At 43.1% G+C, this 18,233-nt stretch carries 15 protein-coding genes and 1 pseudogene; 13 read left to right on the forward strand and 3 right to left on the reverse strand.

The features are described from left to right. Positions 1–25: 25 nt before the first annotated feature. Complete coding sequence (gene rsmI / locus ACQKCP_RS12615) at positions 26–982, reverse strand: 16S rRNA (cytidine(1402)-2'-O)-methyltransferase (protein WP_427612557.1); 957 nt, start codon at positions 980–982, stop codon at positions 26–28. Positions 983–1,149: 167 nt separating this feature from the next. On the opposite strand from rsmI, the gene ACQKCP_RS12620 reads away from it, so the two are divergent. From ACQKCP_RS12620 to hisC, 8 genes are all read left to right on the forward strand, one after another. Further along, complete coding sequence (locus ACQKCP_RS12620) at positions 1,150–1,611, forward strand: YraN family protein (RefSeq protein ID WP_427612558.1); 462 nt, start codon at positions 1,150–1,152, stop codon at positions 1,609–1,611. 267 nt (positions 1,612–1,878) lie between these two features. Then, positions 1,879–2,679: a BON domain-containing protein gene (locus ACQKCP_RS12625; protein ID WP_427612559.1), complete on the forward strand. Its 801-nt coding sequence runs from the start codon at positions 1,879–1,881 to the stop codon at positions 2,677–2,679. A gap of 237 nt (positions 2,680–2,916) precedes the next feature. After that, on the forward strand, positions 2,917–3,912 hold the full coding sequence (locus tag ACQKCP_RS12630; RefSeq protein WP_427612560.1) for an alpha/beta hydrolase: 996 nt from the start codon (positions 2,917–2,919) through the stop codon (positions 3,910–3,912). A gap of 164 nt (positions 3,913–4,076) precedes the next feature. Beyond that, the gene (locus ACQKCP_RS12635; protein ID WP_102091608.1) at positions 4,077–4,328 is read left to right on the forward strand and encodes a BolA family protein; all 252 of its coding nucleotides are present in this window, start codon (positions 4,077–4,079) and stop codon (positions 4,326–4,328) included. Positions 4,329–4,439: 111 nt separating this feature from the next. After that, complete coding sequence (gene murA / locus ACQKCP_RS12640; protein WP_427612561.1) at positions 4,440–5,708, forward strand: UDP-N-acetylglucosamine 1-carboxyvinyltransferase; 1,269 nt, start codon at positions 4,440–4,442, stop codon at positions 5,706–5,708. A 94-nt stretch (positions 5,709–5,802) separates the two neighbouring features. Next, positions 5,803–6,495, forward strand: a complete 693-nt coding sequence (hisG, locus tag ACQKCP_RS12645) for an ATP phosphoribosyltransferase (RefSeq protein WP_101205353.1) — start codon at positions 5,803–5,805, stop codon at positions 6,493–6,495. Positions 6,496–6,745: 250 nt separating this feature from the next. Continuing rightward, a complete protein-coding gene (gene hisD, locus ACQKCP_RS12650) occupies positions 6,746–8,047 on the forward strand; it encodes a histidinol dehydrogenase (protein ID WP_427612562.1) in 1,302 nt (433 codons plus the stop codon). 74 nt (positions 8,048–8,121) lie between these two features. After that, on the forward strand, positions 8,122–9,255 hold the full coding sequence (gene hisC / locus ACQKCP_RS12655) for a histidinol-phosphate transaminase (RefSeq protein ID WP_427612563.1): 1,134 nt from the start codon (positions 8,122–8,124) through the stop codon (positions 9,253–9,255). Between the two features lie 155 nt (positions 9,256–9,410). Here hisC and ACQKCP_RS12660 read toward each other — a convergent pair whose 3' ends face one another. After that, a complete protein-coding gene (locus tag ACQKCP_RS12660; protein ID WP_427612564.1) occupies positions 9,411–11,144 on the reverse strand; it encodes an anthranilate synthase component I family protein in 1,734 nt (577 codons plus the stop codon). A gap of 3 nt (positions 11,145–11,147) precedes the next feature. After that, a complete protein-coding gene (locus tag ACQKCP_RS12665) occupies positions 11,148–12,383 on the reverse strand; it encodes a beta-ketoacyl-ACP synthase II (protein ID WP_102091614.1) in 1,236 nt (411 codons plus the stop codon). 498 nt (positions 12,384–12,881) lie between these two features. Here ACQKCP_RS12665 and ACQKCP_RS12670 point away from each other — a divergent pair, with 498 nt between their 5' ends. The 5 genes and pseudogenes from ACQKCP_RS12670 to ACQKCP_RS12690 all read left to right on the forward strand — a co-directional run. Further along, entirely contained in the window at positions 12,882–13,988 is a 1,107-nt protein-coding gene (locus tag ACQKCP_RS12670) for an EcsC family protein (RefSeq protein ID WP_427612565.1), read from the forward strand. 411 nt (positions 13,989–14,399) lie between these two features. Then, a complete protein-coding gene (gene rpsL / locus ACQKCP_RS12675) occupies positions 14,400–14,774 on the forward strand; it encodes a 30S ribosomal protein S12 (protein WP_011281154.1) in 375 nt (124 codons plus the stop codon). Positions 14,775–14,992: 218 nt separating this feature from the next. Next, positions 14,993–15,466, forward strand: a complete 474-nt coding sequence (rpsG, locus tag ACQKCP_RS12680; RefSeq protein ID WP_057761735.1) for a 30S ribosomal protein S7 — start codon at positions 14,993–14,995, stop codon at positions 15,464–15,466. Positions 15,467–15,809: 343 nt separating this feature from the next. Then, positions 15,810–17,936: an elongation factor G gene (gene fusA, locus ACQKCP_RS12685; protein ID WP_057761733.1), complete on the forward strand. Its 2,127-nt coding sequence runs from the start codon at positions 15,810–15,812 to the stop codon at positions 17,934–17,936. Positions 17,937–18,159: 223 nt separating this feature from the next. Then, a pseudogene (locus tag ACQKCP_RS12690) lies at positions 18,160–18,233 on the forward strand (hypothetical protein); the annotation flags it as partial.

Below are 18,233 nucleotides of genomic sequence, written 5' to 3' on the forward strand. Positions count from 1 at the left end.
ATGGTTATCTTTTTATTATTAAAAACTAGTCTGCTTGCAACTCTAGTAGACGCTGATAAAGTGCATTTTTCTTTACACCAGTGATGTCAGAGGCCAGTGCGGCTGCTTTTTTGACTGACAAATCCTCCAACAAACGCTGTAGCAATTTATCATGCGTACTGATGTCGTCAGTATCTTTTGCCACACCGACGCCAGCGACCACCACGACTATCTCACCACGTTGCTGATTATCATCTGCTTTGACAAACTCAACCAATTCGCCAAGGGTACTCTTATGTACCGTTTCAAACGTCTTGGTCAATTCACGGCAAAAAGTCACTGCACGGTCTGCACCAAATATCGTTGCCATGTCTTCTAGACTAGCCACGATGCGATGCGGTGCTTCATAAAAGATTAAAGTTTCGGTACGCGCGATTAGATCGCTCAGCTGTTTTTGACGACCATGTGTTTTGGCTGGCAAGAACCCAATAAAACTAAATCGATCAGAGGGTAACCCTGCTACTGACAATGCGCCAATGGCAGCAGAAGCCCCAACGATAGGTGATACGGTCACGCCAGCTTCATGCGCGGCTTGCACCAGTTGATAACCTGGATCGCTGACTAGAGGCGTACCTGCATCACTAATCAAGGCAACTGAATGACCTTGCTCAATCATTTCGATAATTTTGGGCGTTTGAATGGCGCTATTATGCTCGTGATAAGCCCATAGCTTATTGTGACCTTTTTGCTTTGTCGTCGTATCATCATTTTCGATACTACTTTTGGCAGAACGATTCTCTGAGTCTTTTGTCTCGTCACCTTTGCTGCCTTTGGTATCGATGCCAAAATGTGACAGTAGTTTACCTGAGGTGCGGGTGTCTTCGCAGGCAATAATGGCGACCTGCTTTAAGACATCAATTGCATGCGTTGTCATGTCGGACATATTGCCAATCGGCGTGGCAACGATATAGAGACAAGCTGGCATCGCAGTAGGGGTAGACATGAAAACCTCGGGTCGTTAAAAAGACGTTAAAAAATAATAGTGCGCTAGTATGTACAGTCGTTATCTATGGTTTTTCAGTCAAATAATGAATGAGGCAATCGATAGATTGTGAGAGTAGAACGCGCAGAAGTGGCTAGTTTAGCATGTTGTGCTATGATAATTCTTAAATGTTAATCAGACCAATCAACCTTATGCCGAACCATAAGCCTTTAATCTTAACCTCACCAAAACAGCGTCAAGGTAGTCGGTTTGAGCAGCAGGCGTGTGAGTATTTACAAGCGCAAGGGTTAAGGTTAGTCGCGCAAAATTGGCAACAGCCAAAAGTAGGTGAGCTGGATCTGGTCATGATTGAGACAGGTTCAGCATGGTCAACATTAGTATTTGTTGAAGTTCGCCAGCGCAAGTTCTCGAATTATGGCGATGCAGCACTCAGCGTGACAGCAAGCAAACAGCGTAAAGTTATTAAGACAGCGCAGTCCTTTTTGCAGCAGTATCCTGAGTATGCTCATTATGAATGCCGCTTTGATGTCATTGCTTACAACACGATGAGTAAGTCAAATTCAAGAAATGAGCAGTTAGACCATCAACCAGAATGGATTCAAAATGCTTTTATAGCCAGTGCATGGTAATAGAGCAAATAAGATAGACGCTGCCAAGTGAAGCATCTAACCACATCTGACAAGTAAGATTCGTTACTAAAAAGCTAACCGCTGATGGCCAAAATTAAGTAAAGTAGCGGTTATAGTCAACTTCCTATAAATCAGATAAAGTATTAGCTTATAGCTATTTCTAGCTCGTCACTACTAGAGCGTGTTTTCTTCAAAATAAAGACACGACCTAGATTAAGATTTGTTCAATTTATAAAATTGTCACAACCATGTTCTAAGAGGTAAATAATGACACGGATGCATTTGCGCACTGCTATTTTTGGTTCATCACGCCGTATTACGACTGGCATTATGATTGCTGCCTGCGTTGTCAGTACAGGTTGTGCCACCAACTATCTGACCAACAGTACAGAAGGGACTTATGGTGTGCCAATGACTGAGCGCACGATTCCGCAGCGTCTGCTCGATCGTAGTATTGAACATACTGCCAAAATCAATGTATACGGGCTAAAAGAAGACTTGCAGCAAACCAGTCGTATGGGTATCGATAGCTTCAATAGCGAAGTGCTGCTCACCGGTGAAGTGCCAACTGAAACGCTCAAAGCAGAAGTGGAAAAAGTCGTTAGCTCTATGCCAGATGTACGCCGTGTCTACAATGAAATGGAAGTGAGTGCGTCAAAAGGGTATAGCTCAACGGTTCATGATGGTTATATCACTTCAAAGCTACTGGCGAAAATAGCCGCTAGCGATGGTGTGAGTGCGTCACAAATTAAAGCCGTTACTAATAATGGCGTGGTCTACATTATGGGCCGTATGACACCCACTCAGCAGAGTCATCTGATTGATATCGCTAATGGCACCGTTGGGGTCACTGAGTTGGTATTGCTGACAACTGTCGTTGACGATAGAGGGGTCAAAATAAATAATGATGACATCATGTACGAGAGTAATTTGGTGAATCCTGCAGTAGCGCCAGCTGCCCAAGATACTATTATCAGTACGGCAACGCCTATCGTCATAACGGAAGAAGAGGCCACTACTGCGCAGCCGTCTTCAAGCCCTTATATTGATCTTTATCAGAATCAGTAAGCACCCTTAGTTCGCCAAGCGATAAATGACGTTAATCACAATAAGCCTAAATAGTAATAACAGTAAAGGCACGAGAAATCTTCAGCCAGTGGTTACTATATCAATAGTAAAACGTAGCAGAGTCAGCGCATTAGCCAACGATACTAATATTAAAAACATCATTGGCTAATGGATGAACCATTATCGCTGTTAGCCTGTTACTACTGATTGATAAATAAATATAATAGGATACTGGTCATGAAGGATTCACAGGCAAATATACAATCAAATGAAGACACAAGCGTCATTGGTAATGTAGGACTACATAACAAGCCTGATCATAAGAAAATACGAACGTTGAGATTTGGTGGTGCGGCAATATTGGCATTGGGCAGTATCGCGTTAGCCACGCAAAACGCACAGGCACTATCACCATTAGCTATCGTCAATGGGATTACTTCTAGTGGTGGCGTTGGGGTGAGTAAGGATATCTTATACGGTGATCAGCCTTCACAAGACCTAGATATCTATTATCCAAAACCGCTAGCACAAGCAATGAAATCTCAGAGTGCTATTAATACTAGCTATCCTATGGTGGTATTTGTCCATGGTGGTTCATGGGAGAGCGGTAATAAAGAACAATACGCCTTTGTCGGTCAGAGCTTAGCCAAAGCAGGTTACGTCACCGCAGTGATTAATTACCGTAAAGCGCCTGAGCATGTCTATCCTGATTATGTCAAAGATGCAGCTCAGGCAATTGCTTGGAGTATGGAAAATGCGACCAGTCTCCATGCTGATCCGTCACGCCTAGCGGTGATGGGGCATTCTGCTGGCGCGTTTAATGCAGTAGCAGCCGTTGCCAACGAAGACTTTTTGGCACCTTATGGTATTAAGCCAACAGATATTGCAACCGTTATTGGGATTGCAGGTCCTTATAGCTATGATTTCCGTAAGTTCAGTAGTGCAACAGCGTTTGGCTCTAACGCCACGCCTGATCAGGTGATGCCAGATCGTCAGATTAAAGGCGCGCAGCCGCCCTATTTATTGTTAACGGCGGAAAAAGACAAAATTGTACATGTGACTAATACAATCAAAATGACAGAAGCGTTTAAAAAAGCAGGCGTAACCGTTGAAACGGGCGAAATAGAAGGGGCCAGTCACGCAACTAGTATTGGTGCGATGGCATCGCCGCTGCGCTGGGTCAATGATGTGCGTGCGCAAGTGTTAACGTACTTGGATAAAACGCTCAAATAGCTTATCGCTATGCGTATCGACGAATTTTGACCGTTTAATTGATAGCACTGTCTCAATGCTTAAACACACTTGAGTAAGACAGTACTGTAAGATATGCAAACTCTTGTTATAATGTCATCACTTTAAATCTATACCCTATTCTAAACTTTAAGGCAGACTATTTTATGAGCATGAACGCTGACGATTTGATCGCATTTTTACAGACTCACTTCCCAGACGCTTTTATTCAAGCTGCCAACCAAGGTAATAAGTTTGACGTACGCGTGGTCGATGCCAGTTTTGAAGGCAAACGAGCGGTTCAACGTCAGCAAGCAGTATATGCGTTAGTCAATGATAAGATTGCGAGTGGCGATATTCACGCACTCAATATCCAAGCGCTGACGCCTGCTGAGTGGGACGTTCAATCAAAAGGCTAATCAAATAGCTGTCTATATGACTAGATATTACTGAATCGGCCATATGTATGGTTGAGAGTTGTAGTTCTGGTTTTCATAATTTTTTATACTCATCGCTAGGTTGTCACCTTTATGGATCAATTTTTAATCACTGGTAGTAGTCGTATCGCAGGGGAAGTCACCATCTCAGGCGCCAAAAATGCCGCTTTGCCGTTACTCGCAGCTATGATATTGGCTGAGACTCCAACGACACTGCATAACGTGCCGTCACTACAAGACGTGCGAACGTTGATTGAATTGATTGGTGGCATGGGTATCAAAATCCAGAAGCAAGACGATACGGTCACTTGCGATACCAAGAGTATCGATAACTTTTATGCCCCGTATGATTTGGTAAAAACCATGCGCGCGTCAATCTTGGTACTAGGGCCGTTACTGGCACGTTTTGGCGAAGCTGAAGTCTCATTGCCAGGTGGTTGTGCGATTGGTTCGCGCCCTGTTGATCAGCATCTAAAAGCTTTTGAAGCGATGGGTGCTGAAATCAGTGTAGAGAATGGCTATGTAAAAGCCCAAGCACCAAAAGGTGGCAAGCTATTAGGCTGTAATTTCTCATTTGATATGATTACTGTTGGCGGTACTGAAAACGTCATCATGGCAGCAGCATTGGCCAAAGGTACGACTGTCTTAGGCAACTGTGCGTTAGAGCCAGAAGTGGTTGATTTGGCCAATATGTTGGTTGCAATGGGTGCCAAAATAAGCGGTATCGGTACATCAACGATGACGATTGAAGGGGTAGAGCGTCTACACGGCTGTGAGTACTCAGTCGTCCCTGACCGTATCGAAACAGGCTCATACCTTGCTGGTGCCTTGATGACACGTGGCGATGTGTTGACCAAAAAAACATCTGCTCTATTATTGACACCAGTGCTAGAGAAGTTTGAAGATATGGGTGCAGTTATTACGAGCGGTGATGACTGGATTCGTGCGCAGATGAAAGGCCGTCCAAAGGCAGTGGATATCCGTACTCAGCCACATCCTGGTTTCCCAACGGATATGCAAGCTCAGCTAATGGCGATTGCTTGCTTAGCTGACGGTACAAGTACTTTTATTGAAAACATCTTCGAAAATCGCTATATGCATGTACCTGAGCTCAATCGTTTGGGCGCGTCTATTCAGGTTGATGGTCACACTGCGGTAGTAAGAGGTGTCGAAAACTTTACCGCAGCACCAGTAATGGCGACGGATTTACGTGCGTCTATGTCATTGGTAATGGCAGCGGCGACTGCTGAAGGCGAGAGCTTAATTGACCGTATTTACCACATCGACCGTGGTTATGAGCATGTTGAAGACAAGCTGCGTAGCTTAGGCGTGAACATCGAGCGTATTAATACCAACGCTTAATATTGATTGACTCAATATCGACTGTTACTCATATTACGTTATAAATTAAAAACTCCCCTTTGAGTAGGGGACTGCACATGGACACGATGTCATTATGACTGAGACAAGCAAATCTTTACCAGCCAGCGGTTTATTAAACGAAGTAAACGATGAGTTTTCAGGTCTAACCTTGGCTTTATCAAAAGGCCGCATTCTAGAAGAGACCATGCCACTGCTACGTGCAGCTGGCGTTGATCTTTTAGAAGATCCTGAAGCGTCACGTAAACTTATTTTTCCAACCTCAAATCCAAATGTGCGTGTATTGATTTTGCGTGCCAGCGACGTGCCAACCTATGTCGAACATGGCGCTGCTGACTTTGGGGTGGCGGGTAAAGATGTGCTGCTTGAGCATGGTGCCAACCATGTTTATGAATTGCTCGATTTGCAGATTGCCCAGTGCAAACTGATGACTGCGGGTGTGAAAGATGCACCGCTGCCAAATCGTCGTCTGCGTATCGCGACCAAATATGTCAATGTCGCTCGTGCTTATTTTGCGAGCCAAGGTCAGCAGGTTGATGTCATCAAGCTTTACGGTTCGATGGAGCTTGCGCCGTTGGTCGGCTTGGGCGATCTGATTGTCGATGTGGTCGACACAGGTAATACATTGCGCGCCAATGGACTTGAAGCCCGCGATCACATTTGTGATGTTTCATCACGTCTGATCGTCAATCAAGTGAGCTATAAGCGCAAATTTGCACTACTAGAACCAATCTTAGATAGCTTTAAAAATAGTATCGCCAACAGCTAATGATCCAGTGCAAGTCATTGGTAATATAAAGCATGGTTATACAAATTTTTAAACCAGTTTAGCAGGCTATGAGTGACGTAGCGTGCTAAACTGGTTTTGTTGTCTTAGCTTGCGAAAACATAAAATCACCGTAAAATTCAGACAAGAAGACATAGAATAAGTCACAATGCTTTGAAAGATAAACCCACTTTACTCAGTTCCAAACCGTTCATTTTTAGCACTACTTTATGCTCAGATATAGGATTAGGTCATGCGCCAGTTAAGTACCCAAAATGCCGATTTTGATAGTCAATTGACACAGTTGCTTGCCTTTGAAACAGTCAATGATGCTGAATTATTACATACCGTCGATGATATCATCGCCCAAGTACGTGCTGATGGTGATAACGTCGTATTGGCATTGACTCAGCAGTTTGACCAGCATCCAGCAACATCGATGCAAGAGTTGGAGCTGTCTAAAGAAGCGCTTGCTGAAGCGTTTGCCAATCTTGATGAAAAAGTAAAGTTAGCGTTGACCACAGCAGCGACTCGGGTACAGACATTCCATGAGCGCCAAGTCCAAGAAACGTGGCAATATGAGGATGAGCTAGGCAACCGACTGGGTCAAAAAGTCACGCCACTTGATCGCGTTGGGATTTATGTACCAGGTGGTCTGGCTTCTTATCCTTCTTCAGTATTGATGAATGCTATTCCTGCTAAGGTGGCTGGCGTCACTGAAGTTATTATGGTCGTACCAGCGCCTAAAGGCGTGCTCAATCCTTTAGTATTGGCAGCGGCCCATCTGGCCCAAGTCGATCGCGTCTTCACTATTGGTGGCGCTCAAGCAGTAGCAGCTTTAGCTTACGGTACTAAGACGATTCCAGCCGTGGACAAAATCACAGGACCAGGCAACAAATATGTCGCCGCAGCCAAACGCGCGGTATTTGGTCAAGTTGGTATCGATATGATTGCTGGACCTTCAGAAGTATTGGTATATGCAGAAGGCGAAACACAAGATAGAGCGGACTGGCTAGCGATGGATCTATTGTCTCAAGCTGAACATGATCGTATTGCACAAGCTATCTTTGTGACGACTAGTGAAGAGCAGCTCAACGAAGTAGCACTTGAGATAGAAAAAGCACTGACTGAGCTGCCAAAAGCAGATATCGCGCGTGACTCGCTGCAAAATCGGGGCGCACTGATATTGGTAAAAGATCGTAGTGAAGGTATGGCACTTATCAATCGTATCGCTCCTGAGCATTTAGAGTTATCTGTTGATAACCCTGACGCACTGTTAAACGATATTCGTCATGCTGGTGCTATCTTTATGGGCCGTCATACGCCTGAAGCTATTGGAGATTACTGTGCAGGACCGAACCATGTACTGCCAACATCAGGTACGGCGCGCTTTTCTTCGCCGTTAGGTGTTTACGATTTTCAAAAGAAATCATCCATCATTTATTGCAGTGAATCCGGCAGCAAGCCTCTGGCTGAGACAGCTGATATTTTAGCGCAGCGTGAGGACTTAGAAGCCCATGCGCGTTCAGCTCGTTATCGTTATCGTTATCAGTAATTGATTTTGAATTTTTAGCTTTTACTTTTGATATTTATTTTTAATAGTCTTTATGGCTAATAGTAGGATAATTTATGAGTGAGTCAAAGATAGACACCAGACTGTGGTCGTCTAAAGCGCGCAACTTGTCACCTTATATTCCAGGTGAGCAGCCGCAACACGACAATCTATGCAAACTAAATACCAATGAAAACCCATTTCCACCCTCGCCAAAAGTAGGGGAGGCTATTGCCAAGGTTTTGGAACAGCAGGCTGATGAGTTACGTTTGTATCCTGCTCCTGAATCTAATGACCTACGTGCTGCATTGGCACAGTCATACAACCTTGATATCAATCAAGTATTCGTTGGTAATGGTTCCGATGAAGTCTTGGCGTTAGTATTTGCGAGCTTCTTTTTAAAAGAGCGTCCGCTGTTATCACCTGATATTGGTTATAGTTTCTATCCTGTATATGCACAGACGTTCGGTGTAGAGCTTGTACAGATTCCTTTAGAGGAAGACTTTAGCATTGATCCTGATGCTTATCGTCAGCCTTGTAGCGGTATCATCATCGCCAACCCTAATGCGCCAACGGGCTTACTATTATCACTTGCTGATATCCGTAAACTTGCAAGTGAGCATTCTAATGCGGTCATTGTTATTGACGAAGCGTATATCGATTTTGCTCAGATGGATGAAAGCAATGCAGACGTGCCAGTCTCAGCGGTGAGCTTAATCAATGAGTGTGATAACGTTATCGTGACCCAAACCTTCTCAAAATCACGTTCGCTTGCTGGATTGCGCGTTGGTATGGCCTTTGGTAATGCATCATTGATTGAAGCACTGACACGGATGAAAAATAGCTTTAACAGCTATCCGCTGGATAAGTTGGCTCAAGCTGGTGCGACTGCGAGTGTGTTAGATACTGAGTATTTTGAGCAAACCCGTCAGCAAGTCATTGATTTACGTACGTCGCTAACAGCAGAGTTGACGACATTGGGCTATAAGGTCCTACCGTCACATGCCAACTTCCTATTCGCTCGTCCAAAAGATGGCGATGCAAGTGCTGTAGCGAGTGCGTTACGCGAGCAGGGCATTATCGTTCGCCATTTTGATAAGCCGCGTATTGCAGAGTACTTGCGTATTACTATCGGTACAGCAGAGCAGAACAACCGTTTGATTGATGCGCTAAAAGCCTTGCAAGTCGATGCTAGCGTTGTTGCTGAATAAAATTATATTGATAGCTTAATGTAGAATGTGAATAGGTTAGTCCCTTTACTCATCACGTAAAGCACTATCGATAAGTCTTAAAAATAAAGCCTGCTAACGTAACGTTGGCAGGCTTTTTTAATTTTAAATTAGTAATAATGTTTGAGTACGCTATCTTAGGTTTTTTGAGCCAGTACTGATAATAAATTACCTACTTTATCTAAGCATTCTTGGTATTCAGCATCACAATCAGACGCGACCGTAATACCGCCACCTGCCCACAGGTTAACGTGTCTTTCTTTATTACAGTTATCATTTGATAAAGCGTTGGCTTGCAATGTACGAATGAGTACATTCCATTGACCATTACCATCAAAGTTCATATAACCCATAGTGCCACAATAAGCACCGCGTGGCGTAGATTCCAATTCAGCGATAATTTCGATAGCGCGTTTTTTTGGTGTGCCAGTGATAGAACCAGCAGGCAGACTACCAAACAATACAGCCAATGGATGAGTATCAGCTTTTAGCTCAGCGGTAATCGTACTCACCATATGATGCACGTTGCTAAAGCTCTCAATCGCAAATAACTGTGGTACTTTTACACTACCAATTTTGGCGTATTTACCCAAATCATTACGCAGTAAATCTACAATCATGACATTTTCGGCGCGGTCTTTTTCGCTATTGACCAGTTGCTGCTTATACAGTTCATCTTGCTCGTCAGTAGTACCTCGCGGCATGGTTCCCTTGATAGGCTTGGTGCGAATAGAGTGTTTGCCAGTGTCGATTTCTCTAGTGAATGTAAAAAACAACTCAGGTGAGCAGCTTAACAATTCAAAATGATTGCTGTCTGCGACAAAGCTGCTGCTTCTATTTAGGTAATCACCATCATTGCTATCAACGCTCACATATCCTGCAAAAGGTGCTTTTGTATTGCGATATAGCGCAGGCAAATAGTTAATAAGCGAAAAGGCTGATTGAACATCGTTATTTTCACGCGCTAAACTACCAGACCATTTCTGTGTCAGGTTTATCTGATAGCAGTCGCCTTGCTGTAGATAGTCTTGTGTGCGATTAAACGCTTGTTGATAATCAAGCTTACTCCATCGCGGACTTAAAACTAGGGGAGTGATACTTGATGAATCTTCGAACTGTGGTTGATTGAGGTGTTTATCAGATAGTTTTTGATCCAGTTCGTCTAGGTAAGAGGTAAGAGTATTTATAAGAATATCGTTTGTCTCATGATCGGTATTCTCAGAAGCATCATCGTTAGTTAGACGACTCTTTAACGTCCAACCTGTATCAGCATGTGCCGTAGGTGTTAGATAAATATCATAATGTCCCAATGAGGCACACGGCTGCATTGCCAATTCAATCCTATCGGCAGGGCTTAGTTCGAGAGCTGCAATATCATAACCAATAAAACCGATTAGCCCATGATGATAACTGGGTTTCGAGCTTTCTTCGTTATTGATATATGACGTATCGTGATTAAATTCTTGAGCATTGCTATAGGCAATCAGCTCCTCTTGCCACTCTAGATAGCTTATATAAGCTGTCGTACTAGCATAACTATTGTTATCGCTATTTACATCAGTATCGCGACGCACGTCAGTACTGCGACAATTTTTAATCACCTTATAAATATTGGGTGAACTATTAAGAGCTTGCTCATCATTGGGATATACAGACCAACTGACTTTTGGGAGTAAACCGATTACGGGTCGACCATCATTATTAAGCCAAACAAGCTGCCAGTTTGCCTTAATATCTTGGTCGAGCAAGTGACGCTGTAGCTGCGGCATCAGCTCTGCAGCAGACAAATCACCAAAACGCCAGCTAGGTTTGCTAGCTGGCGATGGCGCAGAATCTGTCTGCTCAGTTGTATTGTGATTTGATACAAGCATGGGTTAAGCGTCAAACTTTTTGATAATCAGCGTAGCGTTAGTACCACCAAAGCCAAAGCTATTACTCATCAAAGTTTCAAGATTTGCTTCACGCATTTCGGTGACGATATCGAAACCTTCAGCAGCAGGATCTAAGTTATCAACATTGATACTTGGAGCGATAAAGCCGTCCTGTAGCATTAGCAGACAATAAATCAGCTCTTGTGCACCAACAGCGCCCAAGCTATGGCCTGTCATTGATTTGGTTGAGCTGATAGCAGGTACTTTACTGACGTCATTATCAAATACTTTAGCAATCGCTTTAAGCTCAGTAATATCGCCTAGCGGCGTACTAGTACCATGGCTGTTGATGTAATCGACACTTTCTAGACCCGCTTCGGCCAAGGCTTGTTGCATACAGCGAACAGCACCTTCACCGCTTGGCGCAACCATCTCTGCACCATCAGAGCTGGCACCATAGCCAACGATTTCAGCCAAAATATTGGCACCACGTGCTTGAGCATGCTCTAGACTCTCTACAACCACCATCGCGCCACCAGCAGCAATCACAAAACCGTCACGGTCTTTGTCATAGGCTCTTGAGGCAAGTTTTGGTGTGTCGTTATACTGAGTACTAACTGCGCCCATGGCATCAAACATACAAGACTGAGTCCAATGCTCAGCTTCACTACCACCAGCCAATATCACATCGGCTTTACCCAGTTGGATAAGCTCAGCAGCATGACCAATACAGTGTGTTGAAGTCGCGCAAGCAGAGGCGAGCGAGTAGGAGACGCCTTGGATTTTGAGGCCGGTTGCTAAGGCGGCTGATACTGAGCTACCCATTGTCTTTGGTACGGCCATTGCGCCGACACCGCGTAGACCTTTTTCGCGCATAGCATCGATAGCATTGACGATATTTTCTGTTGATGCGCCGCCCGAACTTGCCACCACACCCACTCGTGGATTGTTGTTGATGGTATCAAGCGATAGTCCTGAGTGCTCAATCGCATTCAGCGCACTAACATAAGCATAGAGACTGGCGTCACTAAAGAATCGTTTCAGCTTACGATCGATACCACTGGTATCAAGTTCTGATTGATTGATACTACCGCTCACGTGTGATTTAAACTCGTGTTCAGCATAAGAATCGTTAAATGTGATGCCAGACTGACCTTCTTTGAGGGCAGTGGTGACAGTATCTAAATCATGTCCAATACAAGAGACAATCCCTGCTCCAGTAATAACGACGCGGCGCATATGCTATTCCTTATAAGTAACGACTTGCTAGCAGTTGGTTGCAATAATCGTGGTAAATCTATATATGATGTTTAACTATGAGTTAATTCGAGCATTATAATGAAAAAATAGTCTATGTAGATAACGATAGCATGAATTTAGGTAACGAAATTCTATTAACGGTCTATCAGAGGCAATATAAATTCAGTGTACAATTATGCTCTCAGTTATGGCACATGATAACGTATCAAGCACTGGAAATCTTTGGACAAGTGTAAAATAACGACAAAATAACACTTATGACTGAGTTTTGAGTAAAGAGATGAGAAGTAAGCCTAGCTACTGACTATGGACAGAATTATACTTTAGATACAAAATTTGTGATTCTAATAACATTGTTCGCACTGACACCAGTTACGATAACTGGCTAAAATAATAGATTCATTATTATTAATAATTAACTATCATATTAAAATACAACTATATTAAAAACCAACTCATCATATTAAGGACATCACGATGGCAAAGCGTAGTACTTTTTCTAAAAGCATCAATACCATTGGCTCTTTTACTCGAAACAATCTAGAGCGTGTAGGGGCTATGATTGATAGCGTAAACGCTAAAACGGGCAAACCGCGTCAATATAAAGCAGTCGACCTAGGCGATGAAGACTACCAACAAGACTTGTTTCGTGAGCAAACGTTGAAGGCGACGCAGCAACTTTTAGGACCACGTTTTGCTACTTATGGTAAATATGCTAAAAAAGTCGTGCCGAATAGCTTTTTTCAATCGACAGTTGATGGCGCATTTGCCCAAGTGGCCAACCTCGCTGCCAACTGGAGTCAACTCGACTTGCCTAATGAGCATCGCTTTGCCAATATTGCTACTTTAGATGACGAAGAGCGTTATGCGCTAGCTACTGATATTGCTAACCAAAACCGCGCGCTTGCAATGATGGGTGGCTTGACAGGTTTAGCAGGTCTACCAGGTTTGCTCGCTGATACACTATGGCTATTACTGGTTTCATTACGTACGGTTTATCAAATTGCTGCTGTATATAATAAGCCGCTGACAGGTAAGCAAGGCGTCAAGATGGCGTACGAACTACTATCAAACGCTGACTTGAGCAAAATGCAAGAAAAACAAGCCCTACTAGCTGGTTTAGGTATTGGTAAAGGTTTGCTTGATAATGCTCAGAGCAATGGACTGCATAGTGAACTTAAAAATCTCGGTCTGAAAAATAAAAATGTAAATTTCTATGCCGAGCAAATAGACAAAGTCGCCAGTCAAGTAGGTGTAGATTTAGATCAGATCAACTTATCATGGGTTCGTCGTTTTATTCCTGTCACCGCAGTAGCGATCGGCATGCATTATAATAGCCAGTTGATTGACGAAGTTATTGGCGTTGCTCAGGCGACCTTTGCACCAGAAGCAAAATTGGCTAATCGTGCTATTACTGATGACAGCAGCAGTGAGGCTAAAGTAGAAAAGGCTGATACTGATGAGGCGAAAAAAGACACAGAGCGCAAAGAAAAAAGCAGTGATTCAGAAAAAGCTACTGATAAAGAAGAAACTAGCAGTAAAAAAGATGCAGACAAGCAAACATCTGATAAAAAAGCCAAGTAATAGATATATTATTTGCTAGTTGGGTTATATATTTATAAGTACAAAGGTATTTATCTTATTTTGATTGAGTAACATGACTTGAAAATTAGGATAAATACCACCACTTAGTTACTATCAAGTACCATTTCAATGTTAAACATCTTTTCTTAATGATGCTTGAGCTCTCTTTGTTTACTTTATTTCTTACGCTATTTTTCGGCGAAAAATCTATAAAGTGATACAATGAGAGGCTGAATGCATATCTATCAAATGTTGTAAAGCAAAACCATTCATAAGTGGTTGAAATAGCAGCAACAACTCTTTATAATACACTGTCCTAAAAATGGGTGCCCCGAAATCTGCAATTATTGTCAGATAGATGGTGCATTGGCCCATTTTTTTGTTTTATACCAAACGGGAGAAGGATGCCTTATGGCAACAACTAACCAATTGATTCGTAAAGGTCGCAAAACCATCAAGGAAAAGTCAAAAGTTCCTGCGTTGGAAGCGTGCCCACAGCGTCGCGGTGTATGTACTCGTGTATATACTACCACGCCAAAAAAACCTAACTCTGCCATGCGTAAAGTATGTCGTGTACGTTTGACTTCAGGCTATGAAGTATCAAGCTACATCGGCGGCGAAGGTCATAACCTACAAGAGCACAGTGTTGTTCTAATCCGTGGTGGTCGTGTAAAAGATCTACCAGGTGTACGTTATCACACTGTTCGTGGTGCATTAGATTGCGCAGGCGTTAAAGACCGTAAGCAAGGTCGCTCTAAGTACGGTGCTAAGAAGCCTAAAGTTTAATAACTAAACGTTATTAGATAAGCTTTTTGCACTACCCAATAACTGTGCATGGGTTTGGTGTCAGTAGTAATATCGCTTTTATATAAATATATATCTGTGATTTGCTCTTAAAACATACCACCATGCAGTAAGGCTAACTGATAACTCGCTGCTATATCCTAATGATAAGTAGTCGATGTTGTGAATGTTAGACACTCCTGAAGATAAGGAAATTTATTATGCCAAGACGTCGCGTCGTTGCTGCCCGTGAGATCCTACCGGATCCTAAGTTTGGTAGCCAAACTGTTGCAAAATTCATCAACCATGTAATGAGTGATGGTAAAAAATCTACTGCTGAGCGTATCGTTTACGGTGCACTTGAGACAGTAAGTGAGAAGCGTAAAGTTGAAGATCCAGTATCTTTCTTCGAAGAAGTGCTAGAAAATGTACGCCCAATGGTAGAAGTAAAAGCTCGCCGCGTTGGCGGTGCAACCTATCAAGTACCAATGGAAGTACGCCCCTCCCGTCGTACTGCATTGGCTATGCGTTGGTTAGCTGAAGCTGCTGCTAAGCGTTCTGAAAAATCAATGGCTTTGCGTTTAGCTGGCGAATTGAATGATGCTGCTGATGGCAAAGGCGCTGCTATGAAAAAGCGTGACGAAGTTCACCGCATGGCAGATGCTAACAAAGCATTCTCTCATTACCGTTTCTAAGCTACTTTTTAATAGTAGCTTGAGATTAGAGGCTCATGCCATTTAATCTTACATTGTTGTTTATTCTATTGATTGCCGCCATCATCATTCGGTCATATATAAATGTTATTTATTGATGACTGAGGTGGCGGACATCTATCCAGATGTCTCTCTTAACAAATACAGTTTTTGCTGGAGAGCATCCCAAATTTGATGCCGCACTATTCTTAGTATTTGCTCTTTTTTTGTCCGTATTAGGCTCAATAATCAGTAAGTAATATTACGAAGCTGAACGCTTTGTCATAGAGTATGAGGTAGAGACACAATACATTATTATATACACGACTTTTCCTAGGAAAACACTATGGCTCGTAAAACTCCCCTAAAACGCTATCGCAATATTGGTATCTCAGCGCACATCGATGCTGGTAAGACAACCACTACAGAGCGTGTTTTATTCTATACCGGTGTTAGCCACAAAATTGGCGAAGTACATGATGGCGCAGCCACTATGGACTGGATGGAGCAAGAACAAGAGCGTGGTATTACTATTACCTCAGCGGCAACAACTTGTTTTTGGTCAGGTATGGCTAAACAGTTTGACGAACACCGTATCAACATCATCGATACCCCAGGTCACGTTGACTTCACGATCGAAGTTGAACGTTCTATGCGTGTACTTGATGGCGCTTGCATGGTTTACTGTGCAGTAGGCGGCGTTCAGCCACAGTCTGAGACCGTATGGCGTCAGGCGAACAAATATAAAGTACCACGTCTTGCATTCGTAAACAAAATGGACCGTGTTGGCGCTGATTTCTATCGTGTTATCGAACAGATCAAAACTCGTTTGGGTGGTAACCCTGTACCATTGGTTATCCCAATCGGTAAAGAAGATGACTTCGAAGGCGTTGTTGATCTAGTGACCATGAAAGCTATCTATTGGGACGAAGCGTCTCAAGGTATGCAGTATGATGAGCGCGAAATCCCAACTGAACTACAAGAAAAAGCAGCAGAATACCGCGAGCATCTTGTAGAAAGCGCTGCTGAAGCAAACGAAGAGTTGATGAACGAATACCTAGAAAACGGTGAATTGACTGTAGAACAAATTCACGGTGCTATTCGTCAGTTGACTATCGATAACGAAATCATCCCGCTTCTTTGTGGTACTGCCTTTAAGAACAAAGGTGTACAGAAGATGCTAGATGCCGTTATTCAGTATCTACCTGCACCAATCGACGTACCTGCTATTAAAGGTATTCTTGATGACAAAGACGAAAGCGAAGGCAGCCGTGAAGCATCAGATGAAGCACCTTTCTCAGCACTAGCGTTCAAAATCATGAATGACAAATTCGTTGGTAACTTAACCTTCGTACGTGTTTATTCTGGTGTAATGAAGCAGGGTAGCAGTGTTTATAACCCAGTTAAGATGAAGCGTGAGCGTGTTGGCCGTATCGTACAGATGATGGCAAACTCTCAAGAAGAGCTTGCAGAGATTCGTACTGGTGATATCGCAGCTCTAGTTGGCATGAAAGATGTGACTACTGGTGATACGCTATGTGATGAAGACAACGTGATCACTCTTGAGCGTATGGAATTCCCAGATCCAGTTATCTCTCTAGCTGTTGAGCCAAAGACTAAAGCTGACCAAGAAAAAATGTCAATCGCTCTTGGCCGTTTGGCAAAAGAAGATCCATCGTTCCGTGTACACACTGACGAAGAATCTGGTCAGACAATCATCAGTGGTATGGGTGAGCTACATCTAGAGATTCTTGTTGACCGTATGAAGCGTGAATTCAACGTTGAAGCAAACATCGGTGCACCTCAGGTTGCTTATCGTGAGACTATTCGTAACACTGTTGAACAAGAAGGCAAATTCGTACGTCAAACAGGTGGTCGTGGTAAGTTTGGTCACGTTTGGTTACGTCTTGAGCCACTTGATCCAGCTGGCGACACTGAATATGAATTCGCTGAAGAAGTTGTTGGTGGTACTGTACCAAAAGAATTCCATGGTGCTGTTGACAAAGGTATCCAAGAGCGCATGAAAAATGGCGTACTTGCAGGCTACCCAGTAGTTGGCGTAAAAGCGACCTTGTATGATGGTTCTTATCATGACGTTGACTCTGATGAATTGTCATTTAAGATGGCTGGTTCTATGGCCTTCAGAAAAGGTTTCTTAGCAGCTGATCCAGCGCTACTTGAGCCAGTAATGAAAGTAGAAGTTGAAACACCTGAAGACTACATGGGCGACATCATGGGCGATCTTAACCGTCGTCGTGGTTTGGTACAGGGTATGGAAGATCTACCTGGCGGTACTAAACAGATTCGTGCTGAAGTACCATTAGCGGAAATGTTTGGTTATGCTACTCAAATGCGCTCTATGTCACAAGGCCGTGCAACTTACTCAATGGAATTCCAAAAGTACGCTGAGATTCCAAAATCAGTTGCTGCTGAAATCATCTCTAAGTTCAACTCTAAAGATGATGACGAGTAAATAAAACTTACTGAAAGTGACAATATAGAGTACGTCTGTGTATTGTCACTAAAGAATACGCTAATAACTTGTTAAAAGACTTGTTATTGGCCGCGATTTTCTTATAATATCTGCACATTAGTATGTGCAACCTTTTAACAATTATCTTAATGTGGTCAAAATCGTCTTAATAATCATATTTATATGAGTTAAGTCTTGAACCCCAAAAAAAGAGGAAATACCCATGGCAAAGGCCAAGTTTGAACGTAACAAGCCACACGTCAACGTCGGTACAATCGGACACGTTGACCATGGTAA

Source organism: Psychrobacter sp. NPDC078631, from assembly GCF_050268165.1.
Lineage (GTDB): Bacteria > Pseudomonadota > Gammaproteobacteria > Pseudomonadales > Moraxellaceae > Psychrobacter.

Bases quoted from the DNA above. Each gene is read 5' to 3' on its own strand.
- hisG (WP_101205353.1), top strand. From the start codon at position 5,803: ATGACTGAGACAAGCAAATCTTTACCAGCCAGCGGTTTATTAAACGAA.
- hisC (WP_427612563.1), top strand. From the start codon at position 8,122: ATGAGTGAGTCAAAGATAGACACCAGACTGTGGTCGTCTAAAGCGCGC.
- murA (WP_427612561.1), top strand. From the start codon at position 4,440: ATGGATCAATTTTTAATCACTGGTAGTAGTCGTATCGCAGGGGAAGTC.
- ACQKCP_RS12665 (WP_102091614.1), bottom strand. From the start codon at position 12,383: ATGCGCCGCGTCGTTATTACTGGAGCAGGGATTGTCTCTTGTATTGGA.
- rsmI (WP_427612557.1), bottom strand. From the start codon at position 982: ATGTCTACCCCTACTGCGATGCCAGCTTGTCTCTATATCGTTGCCACG.
- ACQKCP_RS12630 (WP_427612560.1), top strand. From the start codon at position 2,917: ATGAAGGATTCACAGGCAAATATACAATCAAATGAAGACACAAGCGTC.
- ACQKCP_RS12670 (WP_427612565.1), top strand. From the start codon at position 12,882: ATGGCAAAGCGTAGTACTTTTTCTAAAAGCATCAATACCATTGGCTCT.
- ACQKCP_RS12635 (WP_102091608.1), top strand. From the start codon at position 4,077: ATGAGCATGAACGCTGACGATTTGATCGCATTTTTACAGACTCACTTC.
- fusA (WP_057761733.1), top strand. From the start codon at position 15,810: ATGGCTCGTAAAACTCCCCTAAAACGCTATCGCAATATTGGTATCTCA.
- ACQKCP_RS12620 (WP_427612558.1), top strand. From the start codon at position 1,150: ATGTTAATCAGACCAATCAACCTTATGCCGAACCATAAGCCTTTAATC.
- hisD (WP_427612562.1), top strand. From the start codon at position 6,746: ATGCGCCAGTTAAGTACCCAAAATGCCGATTTTGATAGTCAATTGACA.
- ACQKCP_RS12625 (WP_427612559.1), top strand. From the start codon at position 1,879: ATGACACGGATGCATTTGCGCACTGCTATTTTTGGTTCATCACGCCGT.
- rpsG (WP_057761735.1), top strand. From the start codon at position 14,993: ATGCCAAGACGTCGCGTCGTTGCTGCCCGTGAGATCCTACCGGATCCT.
- rpsL (WP_011281154.1), top strand. From the start codon at position 14,400: ATGGCAACAACTAACCAATTGATTCGTAAAGGTCGCAAAACCATCAAG.
- ACQKCP_RS12660 (WP_427612564.1), bottom strand. From the start codon at position 11,144: ATGCTTGTATCAAATCACAATACAACTGAGCAGACAGATTCTGCGCCA.